Annotated in this window: 24 protein-coding genes and 1 tRNA gene; 13 read left to right on the plus strand and 12 right to left on the minus strand. The window is 30.2% G+C overall.

Translation table 11 applies throughout. The features are described from left to right. From ACFQ5N_RS08165 to ACFQ5N_RS08195, 7 genes are all read right to left on the minus strand, one after another. Positions 1–462 carry a hypothetical protein gene (locus ACFQ5N_RS08165; protein WP_386808996.1) on the minus strand — a complete coding sequence of 154 codons (462 nt, stop codon included), beginning with the start codon at positions 460–462 and terminating at the stop codon, positions 1–3. Continuing rightward, complete coding sequence (locus ACFQ5N_RS08170; RefSeq protein WP_386808997.1) at positions 455–1,108, minus strand: cobalamin B12-binding domain-containing protein; 654 nt, start codon at positions 1,106–1,108, stop codon at positions 455–457. Before ACFQ5N_RS08170 ends, ACFQ5N_RS08165 begins: the two co-directional genes overlap by 8 nt. A 72-nt stretch (positions 1,109–1,180) precedes the next feature. Beyond that, entirely contained in the window at positions 1,181–1,552 is a 372-nt protein-coding gene (locus ACFQ5N_RS08175; protein ID WP_386808998.1) for a hypothetical protein, read from the minus strand. 176 nt (positions 1,553–1,728) lie between these two features. Then, entirely contained in the window at positions 1,729–2,232 is a 504-nt protein-coding gene (locus ACFQ5N_RS08180; RefSeq protein ID WP_386808999.1) for a cupin domain-containing protein, read from the minus strand. 458 nt (positions 2,233–2,690) lie between these two features. Then, positions 2,691–3,170 (minus strand): hypothetical protein, encoded by a 480-nt coding sequence (locus ACFQ5N_RS08185; RefSeq protein ID WP_386809000.1) that lies wholly within the window; start codon positions 3,168–3,170, stop codon positions 2,691–2,693. A 341-nt stretch (positions 3,171–3,511) separates the two neighbouring features. Further along, positions 3,512–3,585, minus strand: a tRNA-Arg gene (locus ACFQ5N_RS08190). A 36-nt stretch (positions 3,586–3,621) separates the two neighbouring features. After that, a complete protein-coding gene (locus ACFQ5N_RS08195; protein WP_386809001.1) occupies positions 3,622–3,771 on the minus strand; it encodes an SsrA-binding protein in 150 nt (49 codons plus the stop codon). A 184-nt stretch (positions 3,772–3,955) separates the two neighbouring features. On the opposite strand from ACFQ5N_RS08195, the gene ACFQ5N_RS08200 reads away from it, so the two are divergent. Continuing rightward, positions 3,956–4,891 carry a calcium/sodium antiporter gene (locus ACFQ5N_RS08200; protein ID WP_386809002.1) on the plus strand — a complete coding sequence of 312 codons (936 nt, stop codon included), beginning with the start codon at positions 3,956–3,958 and terminating at the stop codon, positions 4,889–4,891. Between the two features lie 71 nt (positions 4,892–4,962). On the opposite strand, the gene ACFQ5N_RS08205 is transcribed toward ACFQ5N_RS08200, so the two are convergent. After that, complete coding sequence (locus ACFQ5N_RS08205; protein WP_386809003.1) at positions 4,963–5,979, minus strand: glutamine synthetase beta-grasp domain-containing protein; 1,017 nt, start codon at positions 5,977–5,979, stop codon at positions 4,963–4,965. A 225-nt stretch (positions 5,980–6,204) separates the two neighbouring features. Between ACFQ5N_RS08205 and ACFQ5N_RS08210 the strand changes: the two genes are divergently transcribed. The 12 genes from ACFQ5N_RS08210 to ACFQ5N_RS08265 all read left to right on the plus strand — a co-directional run bounded on the left by ACFQ5N_RS08210 (position 6,205) and on the right by ACFQ5N_RS08265 (position 21,062). Continuing rightward, the gene (locus tag ACFQ5N_RS08210; RefSeq protein WP_386809004.1) at positions 6,205–8,391 is read left to right on the plus strand and encodes a glutamine synthetase III family protein; all 2,187 of its coding nucleotides are present in this window, start codon (positions 6,205–6,207) and stop codon (positions 8,389–8,391) included. 416 nt (positions 8,392–8,807) lie between these two features. After that, positions 8,808–10,238 carry a hypothetical protein gene (locus ACFQ5N_RS08215; RefSeq protein WP_386809005.1) on the plus strand — a complete coding sequence of 477 codons (1,431 nt, stop codon included), beginning with the start codon at positions 8,808–8,810 and terminating at the stop codon, positions 10,236–10,238. Between the two features lie 66 nt (positions 10,239–10,304). After that, positions 10,305–10,751: a hypothetical protein gene (locus ACFQ5N_RS08220; RefSeq protein ID WP_386809006.1), complete on the plus strand. Its 447-nt coding sequence runs from the start codon at positions 10,305–10,307 to the stop codon at positions 10,749–10,751. 439 nt (positions 10,752–11,190) lie between these two features. Next, the gene (locus ACFQ5N_RS08225; protein ID WP_386809007.1) at positions 11,191–12,198 is read left to right on the plus strand and encodes a hypothetical protein; all 1,008 of its coding nucleotides are present in this window, start codon (positions 11,191–11,193) and stop codon (positions 12,196–12,198) included. Positions 12,199–12,263: 65 nt separating this feature from the next. Then, entirely contained in the window at positions 12,264–12,710 is a 447-nt protein-coding gene (locus ACFQ5N_RS08230; RefSeq protein ID WP_386809008.1) for a hypothetical protein, read from the plus strand. Between the two features lie 3 nt (positions 12,711–12,713). Next, positions 12,714–13,442 (plus strand): CsgE family curli-type amyloid fiber assembly protein, encoded by a 729-nt coding sequence (locus ACFQ5N_RS08235; RefSeq protein ID WP_386809009.1) that lies wholly within the window; start codon positions 12,714–12,716, stop codon positions 13,440–13,442. A 22-nt stretch (positions 13,443–13,464) separates the two neighbouring features. Next, on the plus strand, positions 13,465–13,875 hold the full coding sequence (locus tag ACFQ5N_RS08240; RefSeq protein ID WP_386809010.1) for a curli production assembly/transport component CsgF: 411 nt from the start codon (positions 13,465–13,467) through the stop codon (positions 13,873–13,875). Between the two features lie 29 nt (positions 13,876–13,904). Then, positions 13,905–15,293 carry a CsgG/HfaB family protein gene (locus tag ACFQ5N_RS08245; protein WP_386809011.1) on the plus strand — a complete coding sequence of 463 codons (1,389 nt, stop codon included), beginning with the start codon at positions 13,905–13,907 and terminating at the stop codon, positions 15,291–15,293. Positions 15,294–15,312: 19 nt separating this feature from the next. Next, positions 15,313–16,830, plus strand: coding sequence for a carboxypeptidase regulatory-like domain-containing protein (locus ACFQ5N_RS08250; protein ID WP_386809012.1), 1,518 nt, complete (start codon positions 15,313–15,315; stop codon positions 16,828–16,830). 108 nt (positions 16,831–16,938) lie between these two features. Further along, positions 16,939–18,117: an AIR synthase related protein gene (locus tag ACFQ5N_RS08255; RefSeq protein ID WP_386809013.1), complete on the plus strand. Its 1,179-nt coding sequence runs from the start codon at positions 16,939–16,941 to the stop codon at positions 18,115–18,117. A 110-nt stretch (positions 18,118–18,227) separates the two neighbouring features. Further along, complete coding sequence (gene prfA / locus ACFQ5N_RS08260) at positions 18,228–19,304, plus strand: peptide chain release factor 1 (RefSeq protein WP_386809014.1); 1,077 nt, start codon at positions 18,228–18,230, stop codon at positions 19,302–19,304. A gap of 126 nt (positions 19,305–19,430) precedes the next feature. Further along, positions 19,431–21,062 (plus strand): ABC-F family ATP-binding cassette domain-containing protein, encoded by a 1,632-nt coding sequence (locus ACFQ5N_RS08265; RefSeq protein WP_386809015.1) that lies wholly within the window; start codon positions 19,431–19,433, stop codon positions 21,060–21,062. A 79-nt stretch (positions 21,063–21,141) separates the two neighbouring features. On the opposite strand, the gene rplT is transcribed toward ACFQ5N_RS08265, so the two are convergent. The 4 genes from rplT to thrS form a co-directional block, all read right to left on the minus strand. Next, a complete protein-coding gene (gene rplT / locus ACFQ5N_RS08270) occupies positions 21,142–21,486 on the minus strand; it encodes a 50S ribosomal protein L20 (protein WP_089382705.1) in 345 nt (114 codons plus the stop codon). 96 nt (positions 21,487–21,582) lie between these two features. Beyond that, entirely contained in the window at positions 21,583–21,780 is a 198-nt protein-coding gene (gene rpmI / locus ACFQ5N_RS08275) for a 50S ribosomal protein L35 (protein WP_089379680.1), read from the minus strand. Between the two features lie 85 nt (positions 21,781–21,865). Then, positions 21,866–22,381, minus strand: coding sequence for a translation initiation factor IF-3 (infC, locus tag ACFQ5N_RS08280; protein ID WP_386809032.1), 516 nt, complete (start codon positions 22,379–22,381; stop codon positions 21,866–21,868). Between the two features lie 66 nt (positions 22,382–22,447). Further along, a complete protein-coding gene (thrS, locus tag ACFQ5N_RS08285) occupies positions 22,448–24,388 on the minus strand; it encodes a threonine--tRNA ligase (protein WP_386809016.1) in 1,941 nt (646 codons plus the stop codon). Between the last annotated feature and the right edge of the window lie 269 nt (positions 24,389–24,657).

Genomic DNA, 24,657 nt, shown 5'->3' on the forward strand with positions numbered 1-24,657 from the left:
TTAATGTGCTGAATTAGGAGCTTCAAGTTTTTCGTCTGATACTTTTACAAATACAGGAATATTTATTTGTAACCACTCATAATAAGGATAAACTTCAGCATAACATTCAGTTGTTAAAACATCCTTGATTACCAGTATCCATGTATTTAATTGAGCCGACCAATAATTAGTTTTAAACCCGTGGCTACGGTAGGCTCTAAACACCCATAAAATGGTATCAACCAAAACATCAGGATTGTAATTTTGTAAAATAGAAGCAATAAAACGTACGTGATTTGCATGATTATCTTTCATTATATCTATATTTTCAGCCCCTACTAAATTTTCAAGATCAGACCTTTCTAACATTATTATATTCATTTTGGCAGTTAATATTTCTGCTTTTTTAGAATATTCAGAGGAAGCCTCAATACTCACTTGTTTTAGCTGATTAGCTGTTTTTAAAAGATAATTTTTATCCATTTTTGTTTCTTTTTTTTATAAATAGTTCAGTGTTTTTTAAATCAGGTTTATATATCACATTATTGTATTTTAACAATATATTTTTTCCACCATGCCTAAATCCTTGTCCACCAACCAAAATGGGTAAAACAGGAAATTCTTTTCTTATTTGCTGTATCATTTTTTCTAATATTGGTAAATGAAAATAAATGCTCAGGGAAATGGCAATCATATCGGTTTTTATGTTTTTTGCGTAAGCAATTAGCTCATTTGTAGGTGTGTTTGCACCTAAGAAATAGGAGTTCCAACCATTTACTTCAAAAATATCATTAATCATTTTTATACCTATTTGATGAAATTCATTTTCAACACAGGCTACAATTACCGTTTTGTTGATTTTTTCTTTTGAAATAATACTAGAATAAAATTCGTTTAAAATTGTTTCTACAATAGCAGAAGATAAATGCTCTGTAGCTACACTAATTTTATTGTATTCCCATAATTCACCTACATCATATAGTGATTTTTTTAAAATATGTTCATATAAATTATTTAAAGTAGAAGTATTTAAAATGTCTTGTGCTATTTTAGAGCAAGCTGCATGGTCTCCTTTAATAAGGAAATTTAAGAATTCTTTTTGTTTGCTATGAAATTTATGTTGCGGCATTTACTATTTTAGATACTAATTAAATTAATTGCATTTTTTTAAGGTTATAAAAACTGTAAGTAAATTAACAACTTAGTACTCTTTTAACCACATTGTAGCTGCTTTCTCCGTAGAGAAAATATTAAATTTATATTTTTTATTTTTCTCAAGTTCTTTATATAACATTGAAATTACCGTTGTTTTAGGGTCTTCTACAATTATTGCGTCAATAATAAAATCGTACTTTTCTAACGATTTTCTATTTTCAATTACTATTTTTTCTAAATCATCTATTGAAAATGTGAAATTTGCAGTTGTTGCATTTGTTTTAATTTTTAATAATCTAGGGTAGGTTTTATTTTTTTTAGTAGCAATAATATAATTTATAATTTCATTTAAACTTACATCAACAGTAAATTCTGTTTCCAGAATTTTAGTTTGTTTGTTGAAATTTGAGATTATCATAATTGATTTATTAGTTTAATGTCGTTTATATTAGTTTTTCAATATTAAAAAACTGTATTCTAGCTTTTTGTGTGTTTTTGAGCTAAATTTAAAAATAAGTTTTATTGAAGAATTAAACTATGATTTATATCATGTTGGTTGAATTTGACTTTTAATTTTTATAGATTTTCTAGATATTAAAAATGAGTTAATTTAGTTATAACATTTTTTAAATGCGGAAATAACGAAATTAGGTTTTCTCTTGATTTCAACTCAAAATCATCAAAGCTAAAGCCAGGAGATACGGTACAGCCAACTAACGAATAATTATTATCAGTTAACACTTCGGCAGCAAACCAAGAGCCTCCGGGAACTACGTATTGCGGAACTTCTCCTTTATCAAAATCTCGTCCAATAAGTTGGGTAGAGAGATTTCCTTTTTCAGAAATTACATATAATTTAATGGGCGCACCATCATAAAAATGCCAAATTTCATCTTGTTTTATTCTGTGAAATGCTGAAAATTTGTTGGATGTGAGTAGGAAATAAATACAAGTTGAAAAATTTCTTTTTCCTTGGTAGCTTGTATCTAAACATGCTTGCTTTATTTCACCAGCACTTCGGTAGGTTTCTGCAAAATAGCCTCCTTCGGGGTGCGGTTGTAAATTTAGTGTATCAATTATTTTTTCTATAGAATTCATTGTTGGTTAAATTGTGACTAAACTCTCTAATAAGTTGGTTGGTTTCAGTGTATTCAGAAAATTTATTATCAATTATCTTTTATAAAGATAAGTTGCTTTATTGAGAATTGAAAATTTTATGACAGTATTGCTGTAACAACAGTAGCTACTCACTTTAGAATGATAATTGGAGTTGTTGAGGAAGATTTTTCAATTACAGGCTTATTTGTCACTTGATGATTAATTGCGTCATCGTGATAAAAATCGGAAATCTTTTCAACGTTTCCCTCGTTAAACGTTTCTACCCATTTTTCAATTAATTTTTTTGGTTTAATTTTTAGCGATTTATGTTATAATTGATGTGAAGTATAACTGGTTTTATAAGATTTGTGTTACTGGGAAATCGGAGATTTTTTGGACGAAGTAAATTGATAATTGAATGTTTTTTGTTTGTGCTAAATCAAATTTAAGAATAAATCTTATGAGTTGTTGGCAGCTGTATTTTCTAATTTAAACGGTTTATCATTTATTTGTTTAATAACATATGATATCAAAAGCCCGATTGAAAATGTTGTTAGAATTGTACAAATAACAAAAGCAATAATTGGTGGAGTCATCATCAGAAATTTTTCCTCCTCAACAGTTAATCCGATAATTAGACAAAAAGTTGTCCAGATAATCAAATTCACTACTGTTGAGTATTTTAAAGAAGTTAAAAGTAATGATTTTCTGTTTTTAATACTATTATATGCTAATTTACCTCCAATCCAAAGAGCAATCAGAAACGCACTAATAAGTCCTATAGTTGAAATTCCATATGTTCCAAGAATAGCAATTGTCATAAGTCCTTCTCCGAATAAGAAGCTCGGAACAAAAATTGTAGCCAAAACGACAAAAATTCCTATTGGAGCACCAATCATATAGGAGGTCAAAATACTTTTTTTTAATTTCTTTTCCATTCGTTTTGCATTTCGTTGGGATATAGTTGACAACTTGTTATCTCCTATTCAAAATTACAGGTAATTATTTATTTTCATTTGATAAACATTTATTCTAATTTAAAATAGATAATTGTAATTGATGCAATTTTTTGAATTACTAAATTAAACTTATTTTTTTAAGTATGATTAATTTTATTTTGGATAAGTTTTTGTAATTAAATATGACTATTGAACTTCTTTTTTATCCTATAAAGTAGCTTGTATGGATAATGCTGATTGATTTTGTTACTAGGTCAGTTGTATTTAGTTATAAAAGTAAAAAAGCTCCTATATTTCTATAAGAGCTTTTTGTTTTTTTGTGACCTCGACAGGATTCAAACCTGTAACCTCTTGAGCCGTAATCAAGTGCGCTATTCAGTTGCGCCACGAGGCCATTTTAACGGCTGCAAATATAATATAATTTTATTATTTACAAACTATTTTTTGTGATAAAATAACGCCAACCAATAATTGCTAATTGCCATTTTTTTGCATAAGCCATATCAAGCCCTCTTTTTGTAAAGCTAGGGAGTAATAAAGCGTTTAGTTTAGCAATAAAAATAAATAGATTTTTTTTCATAAAACAAATTTACATAAATAAAAAAAACTCACAAAATAGGAGGTGAAAGCACTAGTTAAAAGTTGTTGTATTGTTTTAGTCATAAAAAACGCTGTTAGAAATACAAGTTATAATTGTAGATCTTAGTTAATAACGCATACCGTTTCACAATGTTTATTCTGTTATATTTGCAAAAAATATTTTTATGGATTTGTTGTTTGTGGTCATTGGTTTAGTATTATTAATTTTAGGAGGAAACTGGTTGTTGAAATCTGCTGTAGGATTTTCACTTCGTTTGCAAATACCTAAAATTGTAATTGGAATGACAGTTGTTTCATTTGCAACCTCAGCTCCTGAATTAATTGTGAGTGTTAAATCGGCATTAAATGGTCATGCAGATATTGCTTTAGGAAATGTGATTGGATCTAATATCGCAAATTTAGGTTTGGTGTTAGGTATTACAATTATTTTATCTACAATTAGTGTTGAAAAAAGTTTTTATAAAACGGATTGGCCTGTAATGATGATTGCTTCAATATTACTATATGCTTTTATTGCGTTTGATGGTGTTTTAGTAAGGTATGAAGGAGTAATTCTGTTTTCTTTTCTAATTGTGTTTCTAATTTATTTACTACGATTTCAAAAACCAGCAGTGGTTGATGAAATGCCTGAAGATGATGAAGAGTTACCGTTATATAAAGATGTATTATTTTTATTAATAGGTGGTGTAGCTTTATGGGGAGGTTCTGAATTATTAATTGATGGTGCAATTGGTATGGCTGAACAATTTAATGTAAGTGAGCGAGTAATTGGAATTACAATTGTTTCTGTAGGTACAAGTATTCCTGAGTTAGCCGCTTCTATAATTGCTGTAATAAAAAAGGAGAAAGCAATTTCTTTAGGAAATTTAATTGGGTCAAACGTATTTAATATATTGGCAGTATTAGGTATTACGTCAATGATAACGCCTATTAAAGTAGTTGATCAAGGTTTATTAACAAATGATATATTTTGGCTATTGGCAATTTCATTTTTAATTTTGCCTTTAAATTTTATTCCTGTGAGTATGAAATTAACTTGGAAAGAAGGCTTGCTACTTGTTTCATTATATGGATTATTTATGTTTCAAATGTTCTTTTAGAAAGATGAAACTAATAGATAAAAAAAACACCGCAATTGCGGTGTTTTTTTATTTATTATAATTGCGTGAAATTATTTAACTGGTTTTACAGTTTTAATAATTCTTGCAGCAACTTTATATGGATCTGCATTTGAAGAAGGACGACGATCTTCTAACCATCCTTTATAACCTTTTTCTACAGCGATAATTGGAATACGAATTGATGCTCCTCTATCAGAAACTCCCCAAGAGAAATCATTAATAGATGCAGTTTCGTGTTTACCAGTTAAACGTTGTTCATTAAATTCACCATAAACAGCAATGTGTTCGTCAACTACTGGACGGAAAGCTTCACAAATTTCAGCATACTTTTCTTTAGAACCACAAGTTCTTAAAATTGAGTTAGAAAAGTTAGCGTGCATTCCTGATCCATTCCAGTCAGTATCACCTAATGGTTTTGGGTGGTACTCAATGTACATTCCTCTACCTTCAGTTAAACGGTCTAGTAAATATCTAGCAACCCAAATTTCATCTCCGGCTTTTTTAGCTCCTTTAGCAAATAATTGAAATTCCCATTGTCCAGATGCAACCTCTTGGTTAATTCCTTCAAAATTTAATCCAGCATCAATACATAAGTTTGCGTGCTCTTCAACTAAATCACGTCCGTGAGTATGTCTTCCACCAACTGAACAGTAGTACATTCCTTGTGGAGCTGGGTAACCACCTCTTGGGAATCCTAATGGTAATTCAGTTTTAGTATTCATAATAAAGTATTCTTGCTCAAATCCGAACCAGAAATCATTATCATCATCTTCAATAGTTGCACGTGCATTTGATTCATGTGGAGTTCCGTCAGCATTTAAAACTTCAGTCATAACTAAATAACCATTGATACGAGATGGATCTGGGTAAATTGCAACTGGTTTTAAAATACAGTCAGATGATCCTCCTGAAGCTTGTTGTGTAGATGATCCATCAAAAGACCACAATCCTAATTCTTCAATTGTTCCTTGAAAGTTTTCGTGCTCTTCTACTTTTGTTTTGCTTCTTAAATTTTGAGTTGGTTTATACCCATCTAACCAAAGGTATTCTAATTTTATTTTTGCCATAGTGTTAATTAATTTAATAAATAAAAATAATTTTCTCAAAAATAATTTTTTTTGCTATAGAATAAAAATATAAGGGGTTAAAAATAATTATTGAATATCATTTTTATTGATACCCTATTTTTTTTAGGGGTTATTCAAAAATAATTTAATTTTTTTTCAAATAAATGATAAAAAAATAGTTGTAAAAATTGGTATCTTCGTGCTTTACTTAAAATTTGGAAAGAAATGGCAATACAAAGATTTAATGCTGTAGAAGCAGCACAGTCAAGAAAACCGAAAATTGTTGAAGAGTTAAATAAGCGATCTGAGTTATTTGGTGAAAATGTATTTAATGAAAATACAATGCGTCAATACCTAACAAGTGATGCGTTTAAAGGAGTAATGAGTGCCATTGATTTAGGTAAAAAAATAGATAGAAAAATAGCTGATCAGGTTTCTAGCGCAATGAAAGAGTGGGCTATGAGTAAAGGTGTTACACATTATACACATTGGTTTCAACCTTTAACTGGTGGTACTGCTGAAAAGCATGATGCTTTTTTTGAAACTATTGGGAGCGGTATGGCTTTTGAAAAGTTTGGAGGACATCAATTAGTGCAACAAGAACCAGATGCTTCTAGTTTTCCGCATGGTGGAATTAGAAATACATTTGAAGCTAGAGGTTATACAGCTTGGGACCCAACATCACCAGCATTTATATTTGGAACCACGCTTTGTATTCCTACTATTTTTGTTTCTTATACCGGAGAAGCTTTAGATTATAAAACACCTTTATTAAGAGCATTGCAAGCCGTTGATGGTGCCGCCACTGCAATTTGTAAATATTTTGATAAGAATGTGAAAAAGGTGTCTTCTTCATTAGGTTGGGAGCAAGAATACTTTTTAGTTGATAAGGCATTGGCTAATAGTAGACCCGATTTGGCTTTAACAGGAAGAACATTATTAGGACATTCACCTGCAAAAGGACAACAACTAGACGATCATTACTTTGGTGCCATTCCAAGTAGAGCATTGAATTTTATGCGAGAGTTAGAAACAGAATGTATGTTATTAGGAATTCCTGTTAAAACTAGACATAATGAAGTAGCTCCTAATCAGTTTGAGTTAGCACCAATATTTGAAGAAGCTAATTTAGCAGTAGATCACAATTCTTTATTAATGGATTTAATGGGAAGAGTGGCTTCAAAACATAATTTTAAAGTGTTACTGCATGAGAAACCGTTTGCAGGAGTTAATGGTTCAGGAAAACATAATAATTGGTCTTTAACAACAGATTCTGGAGTGAACTTATTAGGACCTGGAAAAACCCCAATGAGTAATCTTCAATTTTTAACCTTTTTTATAAATACTATAAAAGCAGTTCATGATAATGAAGAATTATTAAGAGCTGTAACAGCATCAGCTAGTAATGATCATCGTTTGGGGGCAAATGAAGCGCCACCAGCAATTATCTCTGTTTTTATAGGTGAGCAGTTAACAAAAGTTTTAGAGGAGCTAGAGGGTGTTACAGATGGAAAATTGTCACCTGAAGAAAAAACAGATTTAAAATTAAATGTGGTAGGTAAAATTCCTGATGTGTTATTGGATAATACAGATAGAAATAGAACATCTGCTTTTGCGTTTACAGGAAATAAATTTGAGTTTAGAGCAATTGGATCAACGGCAAATTGTGCAAAACCTATGACTGTTTTAAATACAATTGTGGCGAAACAGCTAAAAGATTTTAAAATTGAAGTTGATAAATTAATTGACAGAAAAGACTTAAAAAAGGATGAAGCCATATTTAATGTATTAAGAGAGTATATTAAATCGTCTCGCAATATATTATTTGAAGGAAATGGTTATGGAGCTGAATGGGAGAAAGAGGCAAAGAAACGTGGTTTAAGTAACCATAAAACTACACCAGAAGCTATAAAAGTTAAAATATCTGATAAAGTATTATCACTTTATGAAGAAATGGGTGTTATGAGTAAGGTAGAAACTAGTGCTCGATATGAAATTGAAGTTGAAGAATATACCAAGCGTATTCAAATTGAATCTCGTGTGCTTGGCGATATTGCAGGAAACCATGTGGTACCAACAGCTGTACTATATCAAAATATGTTAATTGAAAATGTTTCAGGATTAAAAAATATTTTTGGAACTAATTTTGAAGAACACGCAAAAGAGCAAATTAGATTAATTAAACGTATTTCAGAACATATTGAAGGTGTTCACTGTAAAATTGATAAAATGATCAATGCTCGTAAAAAAGCAAATAAAATTGAAAATCACGAAGAAAAAGCAATGGCTTATTGTAGTAAAGTGAAACCATTTTTAGATGAAATTAGGTATCATTGCGACAAATTAGAGCTAATGGTTGATGATAAATTATGGCCATTAACAAAATATAGAGAGCTTTTATTTATAAGATAATTTAAAAACAACTTAAAACCTTAAAATTGTAATTTACTTAATTTTAAGGTTTTAAGTCGTTTTGTATAATAAAATATGCAGTTTGTTTTAAATAGTTTACATATTATTATATGTGACTTAAGTAACTGTAAATAAGTGTTCTAAATTACTAAAATAATCCTTTTAATTATTTGAAAATTCTAAATCTATTTTTAAATTAGTTGTAGTAATTGAAACACAATAATACGTATCATTTTCAATTCCCCGAAAATTGCAACTACCCCGAGTTTAAACCTCATATAAAAGTTTTTCACCCTTAACATTAAATTCATAGAACTACTATTAGTGAGTGTATTTTATACACACTAATAATTGGTTTAGATTCCCTTGTGAGTTTAAGTAAACGTAATTTATTAATTAATTTAAAAATTTTTATTATGAAAAAATTATTATTAGTAATGGCATTATTATTTTCAACAACAATGATATTTGCACAGCATCAAGAAAATAATGGTAATGGACCAAAAGAAGAAAAAGGTGAATGTTTTGACTGTGAAGTTGATGTAAGATCACCTGAGTTAATAGATAAAGGTTATAACTATAGTGAAGTAAATCAATATGAAGAATTTAATATTGCAACTGTAGTACAAACAGGAGATGGAAACTATTCATTAATTGATCAAATGGATTATTTTAATACTGCAACTGTAACACAAGATGGTTTTGGTAATAATTCTATTATTGATCAAAAAGGTCAAGAAAATGAAGGTACAGTATGGCAAGATGGTAATTATAATTATGCAAACCAAAAAGTAGGTGTTGGTTTTGCAGAAGATAATGTTGCAGATATTTTTCAAGAAGGAGATGAAAATGTAGCTTACCAAGAACAATGGTTTGATAACAATGAGGCAACTATTACTCAATATGAAACAGGGAATTTTGCTATTCAAAAACAAACTGCAGGTTTAGATGGTGTTAATGGTAGTGTTGCTGAGATTATACAAGACGGAGAAGGAAATAAAGCAGGTCAAACACAATTTGGTACAGGAAATGATGCTTATGTTTCTCAATTAGGTGATGATAACGTATCAGTAGAAGATCAAACTTCTCTATCTGGAGCTTTCACAGAAAATGATTCTGATGTAATGCAAGCAGGTGATGAAAACTTATCTTGTGTAACACAAGTAGCTACATCATTTATATATGGAATAAATGAAAGTAATGTATATCAATATGGTGACAAAAATAAATCTAATGTTGAACAAGTAACTTTCCATGGTACAAATACAAGTGATGTTGACCAATTAGGTGACAAAAATAAATCTAGTGTATTTCAAGATGCTCGTTTTGGAAGCAATGAAAGTATAGTTCTGCAAGAAGGTGATCATAACCATTCAAAAGTTGATCAAGATGCTCGAGGTGGAGAAAATATGAGTGATGTACTACAAGACGGTGATCATAATCATTCTAAAGTTACACAAAATGCTGAAGAAGGAGTATTCGCAACTGTAGTTAATGAAAGTGATGTAGATCAGTTAGGTAATCATAACCATTCATATGTAAATCAAGACGCAGAAGGAAGAGGAGAATTAGTTTTTAGAAGATGGAGACCTAGTATTAGAGTAAGTGATGTAACAAATTATAGTCAAGTTATTCAAGACGGTGACCATAATACATCATTTGTAGATCAACTAGCAGGAACTAAAACTAGTTGGAATGATAGTTGGGTAAGTCAAACAGGAGATTATAATATGTCAACTGTAACTCAAACTGCAAACGAATTTGGTAATAATATGAGTAAAGTTATGCAAGTAGGTAATAATAATACAGCCACAGTAACTCAAGTAGGTGGTGTAACTATCAATTAAAACTAATCATATTTTAATAAAAAAAAGGGAGGGTTTTTCCCTCCTTTTTTCTCTTAAATAAAAATAATGAAAAATAAAGGTTATATAGTATTCTTTTTAATTGTTTGTTTAAGTGTGTTTTTTCAAGATGCTTATGCTCAAATAAGTGATGAAAATACATATTTGATAAATCAATACTTTCAATTGAATAAGCAACAAGCTTCAAAAGTTTCAGTGAGTACCACAAATACAATTAACCAATCACAAATAAATATAGTTACTTTAAATCAAATTGGAAATGATAATGATATTGAAATTAAAAGTAATGCAAACAATTCACAACAAGTAACCCAACAAGGAAACCAAAATTATTACAACTTCATAAATTATTACAATAATAATCCATCAAATTTTAATATTCTTCAGCAAGGAACATCTAACTCTTTGCAAATTTATGGACAGAATTCTATTATTGAAAATATAACAATTATACAAAAGACAAATGCTAAAACATTGATTATTAAAAATCAATAGGCTGTTTAGTTTTTAGTATATACATCATACAATTTTTATACATTATTCATTCTTTTAAAAAAAAAGTTAGATTTAAACTTTTGAAGTAACTAATTAGTTTTGAGCTTTTTGGGAAGCTAAGATATTAATAAGCAACTTGTGTTACATAACTTGCATTTTATTTGGTAAAATTAGCATTTTGCAAACTTTAAGGTGTAAAAATTTGATTATTAGTAATGTGTGCGTACATTTACAATGTATTTGACAATTAAAGTAGCGCTATATTAATTGTCTAATAAAAAAATTGCAATTACCCCCTACTATTTATTTCCCCAAATATTACCCCACATTTTAAAATTTATAACATAAGGATCTTAATAGGATAAGAATGTCTTATCTATTAAAATTGTTATAAATAATCAAAAATTACATTATTACTAACATTAAAAAAACTTTAATTATGAAAAAATTAATTTTAAGTGTGGCTATGCTATGCGTAACAGGTATATTTTATGCACAAACAACATTTTCAACAAATAATCCTTTTTATTCATCTTCCGGACAGTGGGCTTCAGAGGTTAGTGCGCAAGCGGCTCCTGATGAATCTCCTTGTGTAGATTGTGAAGTTGATCAAATAGTTAGAATGACTTATAATCCTTATGATACTGAAAACATGAGTTTAATTAACCAAACTGGTGATCGTAATGATGCGAATGTTTTCCAAACAGGTCAAGTAAACTATTCTGCAGTTAATCAAGATGGTTATTCAGGATTGATTGAAGGGTTTGATAATGATGCAAATGTTTATCAAGAAGGTGATCGTAATTATTCAGATGTAGGTCAACATGGTGAATTTAACCAAGGTGATGTTATTCAAATAGGAAACGATAATTATTCAATGCAAAATGTTGGTACTGGATGGGCTGAGTATAATTCAGCTTATGTACGTCAAGAAGGAGATGGAAATGCATCTTCTCAAACACAATGGTATGATGGAAATGATGCTAAAATTGAGCAGCTAACTGATAATAATGAGGCTACTCAAATTCAAACATCAACAAATACGCATATGGCTGGTACAGGGAATTCTGCTAGTATTTGGCAATATGGAGGTGACGATAATGTTGCTTTTCAAGAACAAACAGGTACAAAAAATAGTGCATTTTCAGAACAAAATGGTATGGGGAATACATCAAAAAGTACACAATCTGGAATTGGGAATTCGGGAGATGGAATTTACTCAAACTTTGCAAGAACACTTCAAATTGGAGATAACAATTTAGCATGTGTTGATCAAGATGGTGGTATGTTAGGAGCAAATGGTAGTTGGATTTACCAATTAGGTAATGATAATAAAGCCGGTGTTTCTCAAGAAACAAGCGCAAGCGGATGGGGTAATTTAAGTTACATTTCACAATATGGTAATTCTAATACTGCAAGCGTAACTCAAATTAACGGATCTAACTAAAAAATCAAAAAAATAATGGAGAAAAAGAGGGTGAAAACCCTCTTTTTTTCTTAAATTTGAGTAAGATGGAAAATTGTAAATTAAAATTCTTGTTTTTAATATGTATTTTGTATTTCGTTCCAATTGAGGTGATTAGTCAGCAAATGGATGAGAATACACGTATAATCAATCAATATTTTCAAGTGAATGAATCAACTTTTTCAAACACAGAAAATGAAACATCTAATTTAAGTAAACAATCACAAATAAATAGTGTTAGCTTAAATCAAATTGGAGATGAAAACCAAATAAATATTAAAAGTAATGCTAATAATTCACAAGAGGTTATTCAGCAGGGAAATAAAAATTATTATAATTTCATAAACTATTATAATAACAATCCTTCAAACTTTAATGTGGTGCAACAAGGAGAATCTAACTCTTTGCAAATTTATGGTCAGAATTCTATTATAGAGAATATGAGCATTATTCAAAATTCAAGTTTTAAAACATTGATTATTAAAAACTACTAGAAAATGAAATCTTCTTTTTCTACATTATTGTTTCTAACATTGCTTTTTAGCGTTTTTACCATAAATGCTCAATTAAGTGAATATGTAATAGGTAAAATAAATGTTTTAGAAGTTGATAATTTTATTGTTGTAAGGGCACACGTAGAAAATAATGAACTTACATTTAAACCTAATTTAGCTTATAATTTAGTAGGACTTAAAAAAAGCGCTTCAGGTAATTATTCTAGTAACAGGCAATCTGGTGAGTTTTCTTTGAAACCTCAAGAAAGTCAAGATGTATCTGAACTGAGATTAAGTATTGAAAATGATGAAGAAATTAAGGTTTACTTATTTATCAAACATGAAGATGTTTTAGTTTCTAGTGATTCGCTTGTTATTTTACCACAAGGGCAAAAATTAAAGGCTAAAAAGGAAGTTAATGAAGGCGAATTTGTAATTACAGGTATTGTAATTGATGATGTTTTGACTAAAATGGGAAAAGATTTTCACGATTTCTTTTACCAATCCTACCTAACTTCAGGTATAAAATACCCTTTTATTATTTATATTAAAGAAAAACCTTACTTGGGTAGAAACAGTATTGTTTCTATAGAAGTTGATGATAGAAAAATTTACGAATTTATGGCTCGACCCGATGAAGAATTTTTGAAATCCGCTGTAAATCAATCACTTCAAAATGTAAGTCAATACGCAAAACAGCGAAAATTATTGCTTAAGAATAGTAGAATTTAATTATTATTTAATACTTTTAGTTATGAAAAGAATTAGTTTATTTAGTGCAATTTTGTTTTTTAGCATACCTAGTTTGCTTTATTCACAAGATATTGTTTATAAACCAATGAATCCTTTTTTTGGAGGAGATACATTTAATTATCAACAAATGTTAGCTTCAGCAAACGCCCAGAATAGTTTTGAGGAAGATTCGGGTTTTAATTTCGACGAATCTTCGGATTTAGATAATTTTGCTGATAGTTTAAACAGGCAATTATTAAATTCCTTATCTCAAGATTTATATCAAGATCAATTTGGAGATGAGGCGCTTACCGAAGGAACTTATGTGTTTGGTTCTTTATTAGTTGAAGTTTCACCAACAAGCGGTGGGCTTTCAGTCAATATTTTAGATACTAGTACCGGAGAACAAACTCAAATTATTATACCTAATTAAAGAATTAAAAATTGCAAATCCTTAATTATATGAAAAAGTATTGCAAATTATTTACTCTATTTTTATTAGCATCATTAACAAGTTGTGGCGCTTTTTTTAACCAACCTTATAAAACAAAAGCTGCTAGAATTGGAGAAAATACAACAAAAAGACAAGGTCTTTTAGAAGATATAGTACCTGTTGAACAAACTATTGTGGGTGTTTACAAGTTTAGAGATCAAACCGGACAATACAAGCCGGTTGATAATGGTTCAACTTTTAGCACCGCAGTTACACAAGGAGGTACTTCTATATTATTAAAATCATTAGAAGATTCAGAATGGTTTAAACCTATTGAACGCGAAAATATTGGTAATTTGCTAAATGAGCGGCAAATAATTAGATCAACTCGACAAGAATATAGCAAAGACAATAAAAACCAAACAACATCAATACCGCCATTATTATTTGCTGGAATAATTCTTGAAGGTGGTGTAGTTTCATATGATTCAAATATTATTACAGGAGGAACCGGAGCTAGATATTTTGGAGTTGGTGCTTCAACAGAATATAGAGAAGATAGAATTACAGTATATTTAAGAGCTGTTTCTACATCAAGCGGACGTATATTAAAGAATGTTTACGTGTCAAAAACAATTTTATCTCAAGGAATCTCAGCAAATTTATTTAGATATGTAAATTTACAACGTTTGTTAGAGGTTGAAACCGGTGTTACAAAAAATGAACCAGCTCAGTTAGCGGTAAAAGAAGCAATTGATAAAGCTGTTGAATTATTAATTGCCGAAGGAATAATTGACGGAATATGGGCTCCAAAAGGAGGTGAGCCTGAAGTTGAAATTGTTAAAGAACGCTATCAAAAAGAAAAAGAAGAAGCAGATGCCACAGTACTATTTGGAAGAAAACTTGAAGATAGAAGAGGTGAATCTGCCTTAAATGTTGAGAGTGGAGCTACGTTTGTTTCCAATGATTATCCAAACTCTACAGCACAAATAAGTGCAAATGTTTCCTATAAGTTTTATTTTAATGAACCAAAATTTAATTTAAATGTAGGCGTAGGTTATTTTCAATTAGAAAATGAAAATACCTATAAAGAAGATTATATGAATTTTGACATTAATTTAGGGTACGATATTTTACCTTATGATGATCTAACTCCTTTTGTTTACGCGGGTATTGGAACTATAACCGATCTAAATATTGAAAATCCAATTTTTAAATTTCAGTATGGGTTAGGTGTTGAATATTTACCTGTAAATAATATTGGTATTAAACTTTTTGGGGAACAAAATTTAATGTTTTCAGATAAACAAGAAGGTGTAATTCAAGGTGATTACAACGATTATTATTGGAGAGTTGGTATTGGATTGAACTTTTATTTTGGGAAACCATATAATAGAGTAGGTTCTGAATTGTTTTGATAATTGAAAAAAAATAAAAATGAAAAAAGTCTTTAACATAGTTTTTTTAGTTGCATTCGGGCTATTTGTCGGATGTCAAGAAGATACCATAGATGTCGTTGGAATAGGTACAATTACTGGTAGAGTTGTAGAAGCAAATAGTTTTGAACCTATTGAAAACGCAAAGGTTTCCTTAAGTCCAACAAATAATACTGTTTTTTCTGATGTAGATGGATATTTTATTTTAGAAGAAATAGAAGAAGGAGATTATTCTGTTGGAGTAACGAAAGAAAATTATTTAACAACATATGAATCTGCAACAGTTACTACTGATATTGAAGTAAATGTAATTTTTGAAATGGAAGATGATGATGCCTTAAATAAAGCGCCATCAACACCAATTTTAAAAACTCCTGAAGATGGAAGTGAAGACCACGAGCTTTCAGTGGAATTAACTTGGTCTTCAACAGATCCTGATGGAGATGAAATTTTATATACATTACAAGTTAAAAATGATTATGATAATGAAGTATTAGAAGTTTTAGAAATTGCAGATACTTCATATGTAGTTTCAGATTTAAAATACGGAGTGAAATATTTTTGGCAAATTACTGCAAATGACGGCATAAATGAAGATGTTTTAAGTACTGTATATTCCTTTAAAACAAAAGTAAATCCAGAGAATAGGTATTTATATGTTAAAAAATATGATAATAATAACAATGTAATTTACTCTGCTAATTTTAATGAATCAGATGCTGTTTCAGAAAATGAAGTGCAACTTACTTTAGAAGACGTAAATAGCTGGAGACCAAGAAAAAATCAAACATCTAATAGAATTGCATTTTTACAAACAGCAAACAATGCAACCCATTTATTTACTATGAAAACTGATGGGTCTGATGTTTTTCAAGTAACATCCGCAGTTCCAGTAAACGGAAATAATATGAATGAAATGGATTTCTCTTGGTCATCAAATGGTGATAAATTAATTTATTCAAATTACGATAAGTTGTATTCAATTAATAAAGATGGAAGTGGATTGCAGTTAATTTACCAAACGTTAGATGGAAGTTTTATTTCTGAATGTGATTGGAGTAATGATGGAAGTATGATTGCTTTAAAAACCAATAACAGTAATGGTTATAATGTTAGTATTTATACAATTGATATGTCGGGCACGGTTTTAACAACAATTTTATCAGGAGTTAGTGGTGCTGCAGGAGGTTTAAATATTTCAGTAGATAATAAATTGTTGGTGTATACTCAAGATGTGTCTGGTTATGAAAATTCAAACAATAGACAGTTAGATACAAACATTTATATTTATGATTTCTCAGCTTCTACTTCAACAAATATATCTATAAATAAAGTTTTAGGAACCAATGATTTAGATCCAAGATTTTCGCCAAATGAAGCCGAAGTTATTTTTGTGAATACTTCAAATGATGGTATTTCAGCAAAAACAATTTATAGAGCTTCTATTATTGCAGATAGCGATAATAACATTGAAAGAGATGAATTATTTACAGATGCTTTTATGCCTGATTGGGAATAATTGAATTTAAAAAATAAAAAAACCGAATGAAGTTAGCATTCGGTTTTTTTTATGTTTAATATTTAAAAAAGAAAAATTACTTTTGCACAACAACATAACTAGGTACAAATGAGTTCAGAAATTAGTAAAAGATACAGTCAAAGAGGAGTTTCAGCATCAAAAGAAGATGTTCATAATGCAATTAAAAATGTTGATAAAGGATTATTTCCGAAGGCATTTTGTAAAGTAGTACCTGATTATTTAACAGGAGACGAAGATTATTGCTTAATTATGCACGCTGATGGAGCCGGAACAAAATCGTCTTTAGCTTATATGTATTGGAAAGAAACAGGTGATATTTCTGTTTGGAAAGGAATAGCTCAAGATGCATTAATTATGAATATTGATGATTTAATATGTGTTGGAGCTACTGATAATATTATGTTGTCATCTACTATTGGTAGAAATAAAAATTTAATACCTGGTGAAGTACTTTCAGCAATTATTAACGGAACAGAAGAGTTATTACAAGATTTAAAAAGTTTTGGCGTTGAAATTCATTCAACTGGTGGTGAAACGGCAGATGTAGGTGATTTAGTGCGTACAATTATTGTTGATTCTACAGTGACAGCCCGTTTGAAAAGAAGTGATGTTATTGACAATGCAAATATAAAACCAGGCGATGTAATTGTAGGTTTAGAGTCTTTTGGTAAAGCAAATTATGAAAAAGAATACAACGGAGGAATGGGTTCTAACGGACTTACATCTGCACGTCATGATGTTTTTCATAAATATTTAGCTGAGAAGTTTCCAGAAAGTTTTGATGCAGCTGTACCTGACGAGTTGGTGTATTCAGGAAACGTAAAGTTAACTGATGAGGTTGAAAATTCTCCTATTGATGCAGGTAAATTAGTGCTTTCTCCAACGCGTACCTATGCGCCAATTATTAAAAAAATATTGAAAAAATACAATGCCAATAACATTCATGGAATGGTACATTGTAGTGGAGGAGCTCAAACAAAAATTCTTCATTTTATAGATAATTTACATATTGTAAAAGACAACATGTTTAGTGTGCCACCTTTGTTTAAATTAATTCAAGAGCAAAGTAAAACTGATTGGAAAGAAATGTATCAAGTTTTTAACTGTGGTCATAGAATGGAGTTGTATGTAACTCCTGAAATTGCTGAAGATATAATTGAAATTTCAAAAAGTTTCAATGTAAATGCTCAAATTATAGGAAAAGTTGAGGCTTCTGAAACAAAAAAATTAACAATTAAAAGTGAATACGGTATTTTTGAATATTAACGTTTTTTTGAATTAAAAAGCTTAAAAATGTTTCTTAAAATGAAGTATTGATTAGGTGAAAAATGAGTGTCAAGAAAATATCGTAAATTTGCAATCCAATAAAAAATTAAATGTTAGATAAGCTAAATATAGTAAAACAACGATTTGATGAGGTTTCTGATTTAATTATTCAGCCAGATATAATTACAGATCAAAAGCGTTATGTAAAAATCAATAAAGAATATAAAGACTTAAGTGCAGTAATGAAAATTGCTGACGAGTATAAAGCGCTGTTAGATAATATTGAGGAAGCTAAAGAAATTATTGCTGATGGGTCTGATGAGGAAATGACCGAAATGGCAAAAATGGAATTAGAAGAAGCTAATGCGCGTATTCCAAAATTGGAAGAAGACATTAAATTCATGTTGATTCCAAAAGACCCTGAAGATGCTAAAAACGTAATTGTTGAAATTAGAGCAGGTACAGGAGGTGATGAGGCAAGTATTTTTGCTGGTGATTTATACAGAATGTACACAAAATATTGCTCAGATAAAGGTTGGAAAACTGAGGTTGAAGACATAAGTGAAGGTACTTCAGGCGGATTTAAAGAAATTATTTTTAGTGTTACCGGTAGTGACGTGTATGGAGATATGAAGTTTGAATCGGGTGTACATCGTGTGCAACGTGTTCCGCAAACTGAAACGCAAGGTCGTGTGCATACTTCAGCAGCTACAGTAATGGTTTTGCCTGAGGCTGAAGAATTTGATGTTGAATTAAAGCCAAGTGATATTCGTGTAGATTATTTTTGTTCTTCTGGTCCTGGTGGTCAATCTGTTAATACTACATATTCAGCGGTTCGTTTAACACACGTTCCAACTGGTTTAGTAGCGCAATGTCAAGATCAAAAATCACAGCATAAAAACAAAGAAAAAGCAATGAAGGTGTTGCGTTCTCGTTTGTATGAACAAGAATTAGAGAAAAAATTAGCTGCAGATTCAGAAAAAAGAAATTCATTAGTAGCAAGTGGAGACCGTTCAGCAAAAATTAGAACCTATAACTACCCACAAGGTCGTGTTACAGAGCACAGAATTGGGTTAACGTTATATGATTTATCAAATGTAATTAATGGAGATATTCATAAAATTGTTGAAGAATTGAAATTAGCAGAAAATACCGAAAAACTAAAAGAATTAGGTGAAGTATTTTAAATAATTAAAGCATTAGCAACAAAAAGCAAGAATGAAAATTCTTGCTTTTTTTGTTTAAAATTAGCCGTTAAATACATCAGAAAAACAATGTATATTTGCGGCTTTCAAAACTAAATAAAGTAGAAGATGATTACAGTAAACGATATTTCGGTACAATTTGGAGGTACAACGCTTTTCAGCAATGTATCTTTCTCTATTAATGAAAATGATAAAATTGCCCTTATGGGAAAAAACGGAGCTGGAAAATCAACTTTATTAAAAATAGTTGCAGGAGTTCAAAAAGCTTCTTCAGGAAATATTTCTTCTCCAAGTGACACTAAAATAGCTTATTTACCACAGCATTTATTAACTCAAGATGACTCAACTGTTTTGGAAGAAACTTCTAAAGCGTTTGCTGAAATTTTTAAGATGAAAGCTGAAATGGACGAAATTAATGACGCGTTAACCGTAAGAACAGATTACGAAAGTGATGCGTATATGAAATTAATTGAACGAGTTTCAGAATTAAGTGAAAAATACTATGCTGTTGAAGAAATAAATTACGAATCGGAAGTTGAAAAGGTTTTAAAAGGCCTAGGTTTTGAACGTGAAGATTTCAATAGGCCAACTTCAGAGTTCTCTGGAGGTTGGAGAATGCGTATTGAGTTGGCTAAAATTTTGTTGCAAAAACCCGATTTAATTCTGCTTGATGAGCCAACAAATCATATTGATATTGAAAGCGTGCAATGGTTAGAAGATTTTTTATTAAATGCAGCCAAAGCAGTTATTGTAATTTCGCATGATAGAGCATTTGTAGACAATATTACCAATAGAACTATTGAAGTTACTATGGGGCGAATCTATGATTATAAAGCCAATTATTCACATTATTTAGAGTTGCGTAAGGATAGGAGAGCGCATCAACAAAAAGCTTTTGATGAGCAGCAAAAAATGATTGCTGATAATATGGATTTTATTGAACGTTTTAAAGGAACATATTCTAAAACAAATCAAGTTCAGTCTAGAGTTCGTATGCTTGAAAAATTAAAAAGGGTTGAAGTGGATGAAGTTGATAGTTCTGCGTTGCGTTTAAAATTTCCTCCTTCGCCTAGAAGTGGACAATATCCTGTTGTTGTAAATGAATTATCTAAAAGTTATGATGCGCATGTGGTATTTCAAAAAGCGAATTTGGTAATTGAAAGAGGACAGAAAGTTGCTTTTGTAGGAAAAAATGGAGAAGGAAAATCAACCATGATAAAAGCAATTATGGGAGAAATTGATTTTGAAGGAAATTTAGAAGTAGGGCATAATGTAAAAATTGGATATTTTGCACAAAATCAAGCTTCTTTATTAGATGAAGAATTAACCGTTTTTGAAACTATTGATCAAATTGCTGTTGGAGATATTCGAACAAAAATTAAAGATATGCTTGGCGCTTTTATGTTTGGAGGTGATAATAGTACTAAAAAGGTAAAAGTACTGTCAGGAGGAGAGAAAACACGTTTAGCAATGATTAAATTATTGTTAGAGCCAGTGAATGTTTTAATTTTAGATGAGCCAACCAATCATTTAGATATGCGAACAAAAGATATTATTAAAGATGCGTTAAAAGATTTTGACGGAACGTTAATATTGGTTTCTCACGATCGTGATTTTTTAGACGGATTGGCAGAAAAGGTTTTTGAATTTGGAAATAAAAGAGTGAAAGAACACTTTGAAGATATTACTAGTTTTATGGCAAATAAGAAAATGGAAAGTTTACGAGAAATAGAAAAGTAATAATTTTAGAATGTTTATAAAATACAAAACCCAATCTTAAAAGATTGGGTTTTTATATATAAGCAAGAAATTTTAAAATCTATTTTACTTGATCTACAACTGCCTTAAAAGCTTCTGGGTTGTTCATTGCTAAATCTGCAAGAACCTTACGGTTCAATTCAATATTATTAGCTTTTACTTTTCCCATAAACTGTGAGTAAGACAATCCATACTGACGAGCTCCAGCGTTAATACGTTGAATCCATAAAGCACGGAAAGTTCTCTTTTTGTTTTTGCGGTCTCTATAAGAATATAACATTCCTTTTTCAACTGCATTTTTTGCTACTGTGTAAACGTTTTTTCTACGTCCAAAGTAACCCTTTGCTTGCTTCAATATCTTTTTTCTTTTAGCTCTTGAAGCAACTGAATTTACTGATCTTGGCATAATTTCAATTTGTTTTTTTGTAGTAGGCGATAAAAATTAATTTATACTTGTATAGGCTCTACTCCAAGGTTAATATTTAAATTCCCTGTAACTTTATTATTTTAAAGTTAACTGTTGTAAAATGTTAGCTGTATCTGATTTATGAACTAAACCGTCATGAGTTAACTTTAATTTACGTTTTTTGCTTTTTTTAGTCAAAATGTGACTTTTAAAAGCGTGTTTTCTTTTAATTTTTCCAGAACCAGTAAGCTTAAAACGCTTCTTAGCACTAGATTTGGTTTTCATCTTAGGCATTTTCTTCTACTTTTTTATCTTGCTTAATATTTTCCATCAAAATTGCGAATAACCATATATTTGGTTGCTAAGCATTTTTGAAGTATTATTTCTTTTTAGGAGCTAAATACATTATCATTCTTTTACCTTCTAATTTAGGCATTTGCTCTACTTTTCCGTATTCTTCTAATTCGGTAGCCAATCTTAATAATAAAATATGACCTTGATCTTTGTATATAATAGATCTACCTTTAAAAAATACAAAAGCTTTTAGTTTAGCACCATCTTGTAAAAACTTTATAGCATGTTTCTTTTTGAATTCAAAATCATGCTCATCAGTATTAGGTCCAAATCTAATTTCTTTAACAACAACCTTTGAAGCTTTAGATTTTTGGGCTTTTTCTCTCTTTTTTTGTTCGTAAAGAAACTTTTTATAGTCAATAATTTTACAAACTGGAGGTTTCGCTTTAGGCGAAATTTCTACCAAATCTAATTCTTGTTCTCTTGCAAGTGATTTCGCTTTCGAAATTGAGTATACACCAACTTCTACGTTGTCACCTACTAAACGTACTTCATCAACATATTTAATGTGCTCATTAATTCTGTGTTGATCTTCCTTAATTACTCTCCAAGGCTTTCTTCCCCCTGATCGTCTCTTGATTGCTATAACCGTAAATTTTAAATTAAACTAAAATTGTTTTAATGTACTACTTATTTCTTTATTCAAAAACGAAATAAATTCGTTTGTTGTAAATGTTCCTATATCTCCTTCTCCTTGTTTTCTAACTGAAACGGTACCATTTTCTTCTTCTTTTTCCCCAACAATCAACATAAATGGTATCTTGTTCAATTCTGCATCTCTAATTTTTCTTCCTGTTTTCTCACTTCTATCATCTACAAGAGCGCGAATTTCGGAATTTTCTAGCAAATGTAAAACATTTTCGGCATATTTTTGATATTTTTCACTGATTGGCAGTATAATAACTTGCTCAGGAGTTAACCAAAGTGGAAATTTACCTGCTGTGTGTTCTAGTAATACCGCAATAAAACGTTCCATTGATCCAAATGGAGCTCTGTGAATCATAACTGGTCGGTGCAATTGATTATCTGCACCTTTATATGTTAAATCAAAACGTTCAGGTAAATTATAATCTACTTGAATAGTTCCAAGTTGCCAGCTTCGTCCTAAAGCATCTTTTACCATAAAGTCTAATTTTGGACCGTAAAAAGCAGCTTCACCATATTCAACTACATAATCTAATCCTTTTTCTTTGGTTGCATTTATAATTGCACGTTCTGCTTTTTCCCAATTTTCATCGCTTCCAATGTATTTTTCTTTGTTGTCTGGGTCTCTTAATGAAACTTGCGCTGTAAAATTATCAAAACTTAGTGAGTTAAATACATATAGTACTAAGTCTATAACATTTTTAAATTCTTCATCTAATTGATCTGGCGTACAAAAAATATGTGCGTCATCTTGAGTAAAACCTCTAACACGTGTTAATCCATGTAATTCTCCACTTTGTTCATATCTATAAACGGTTCCAAACTCTGCAAAACGTTTTGGTAAATCTTTATATGAATAAGGTTTAAAATTAAAAACTTCACAATGGTGTGGACAGTTCATAGGTTTTAATAAAAACTCTTCTCCTTCTTTAGGTGTATGTATTGGTTGAAAACTATCTTCACCATATTTTTCATAATGACCCGAAGTCACATAAAGTTCTTTTTGTCCAATATGTGGTGTCATCACCATTTCATATCCGGCTTTCTTTTGTGCTTTTTGTAAAAAATTCTCTAATCTATTTCTTAGTGCAGCTCCTTTTGGTAACCATAGCGGTAAACCTTGTCCTACTTTTGAAGAAAATGCAAATAATTCTAATTCTTTTCCAAGTTTTCTGTGGTCACGTTTTTTAGCCTCTTCAAGTAACGCTAAATATTCAGTAAGCATTTTTTGCTTTGGGTATGAAACTCCGTAAATTCGTGTTAATTGGTTGTTTTTTTCATCACCTCTCCAATAAGCACCTGCAGCACTCATTACTTTAATAGCTTTTATCAATCCTGTATTAGGAATGTGTCCACCACGACATAAATCTGTAAAATCAGAATGATCACAAAAAGTGATATCACCATCTGTTAAGTTTTCAATCAATTCAACTTTATACTGGTTTCCTTCTTCTTTATATTTAGCTAGTGCATCCGCCTTGCTAACTTCGCGCATTTTAAATTCGTGTTTTCCCCTAGCTAATTCTAAAAATCGCTTTTCAATCGCCGGAAAATCTTTTTCTGAAATAACATCTTCTCCCAAATCAACATCATAATAAAATCCGTTTTCAATTGCAGGACCAATAGTTAATTTAACATTAGGGTAAAATGAAGTAATAGCTTGTGCTAAAACGTGTGCAGATGAGTGCCAAAAAGCTTTTTTACCATCGGCATCATTAAAAGTATAAAGAGTTAACTTTCCATTTTCCGTTAACGGGGTAGTGGTTTCAATAGTTGTTTTATTAAATTTTGCCGAAATTACATTTCTTGCAAAACCTTCACTTATATTTTTAGCAACATCCATTGGTGTGCTTCCACTGTTGAAATCTCTTTTTGAACCGTCAGGTAGTGTTATTTGAATCATATTATTTTATTGAGGGTGCAAAGATATTAGAAAACTATTAGTTGCGCAATAAGTTTTTAAGATGATATTTAATGTAATTAACTGTTTTTATAAAATAAACAATACCTAATAATATATGTGTATTACGAAATGGTGTTAAATTAAAGTAAATCTTGCAAAAATTTTAGTTAGTTCATTTTTTTATGGTTGTAACATACGGGTTTACAGGTTTGTATGGATTTTAGTAAAAAAGAATTAAAAAAAGGTTCAAAAAAGTTTGTTTGAGAAAG

The organism is Lutibacter holmesii (genome assembly GCF_042679665.1).
Taxonomy (GTDB): Bacteria; Bacteroidota; Bacteroidia; order Flavobacteriales; family Flavobacteriaceae; genus Lutibacter; species Lutibacter holmesii.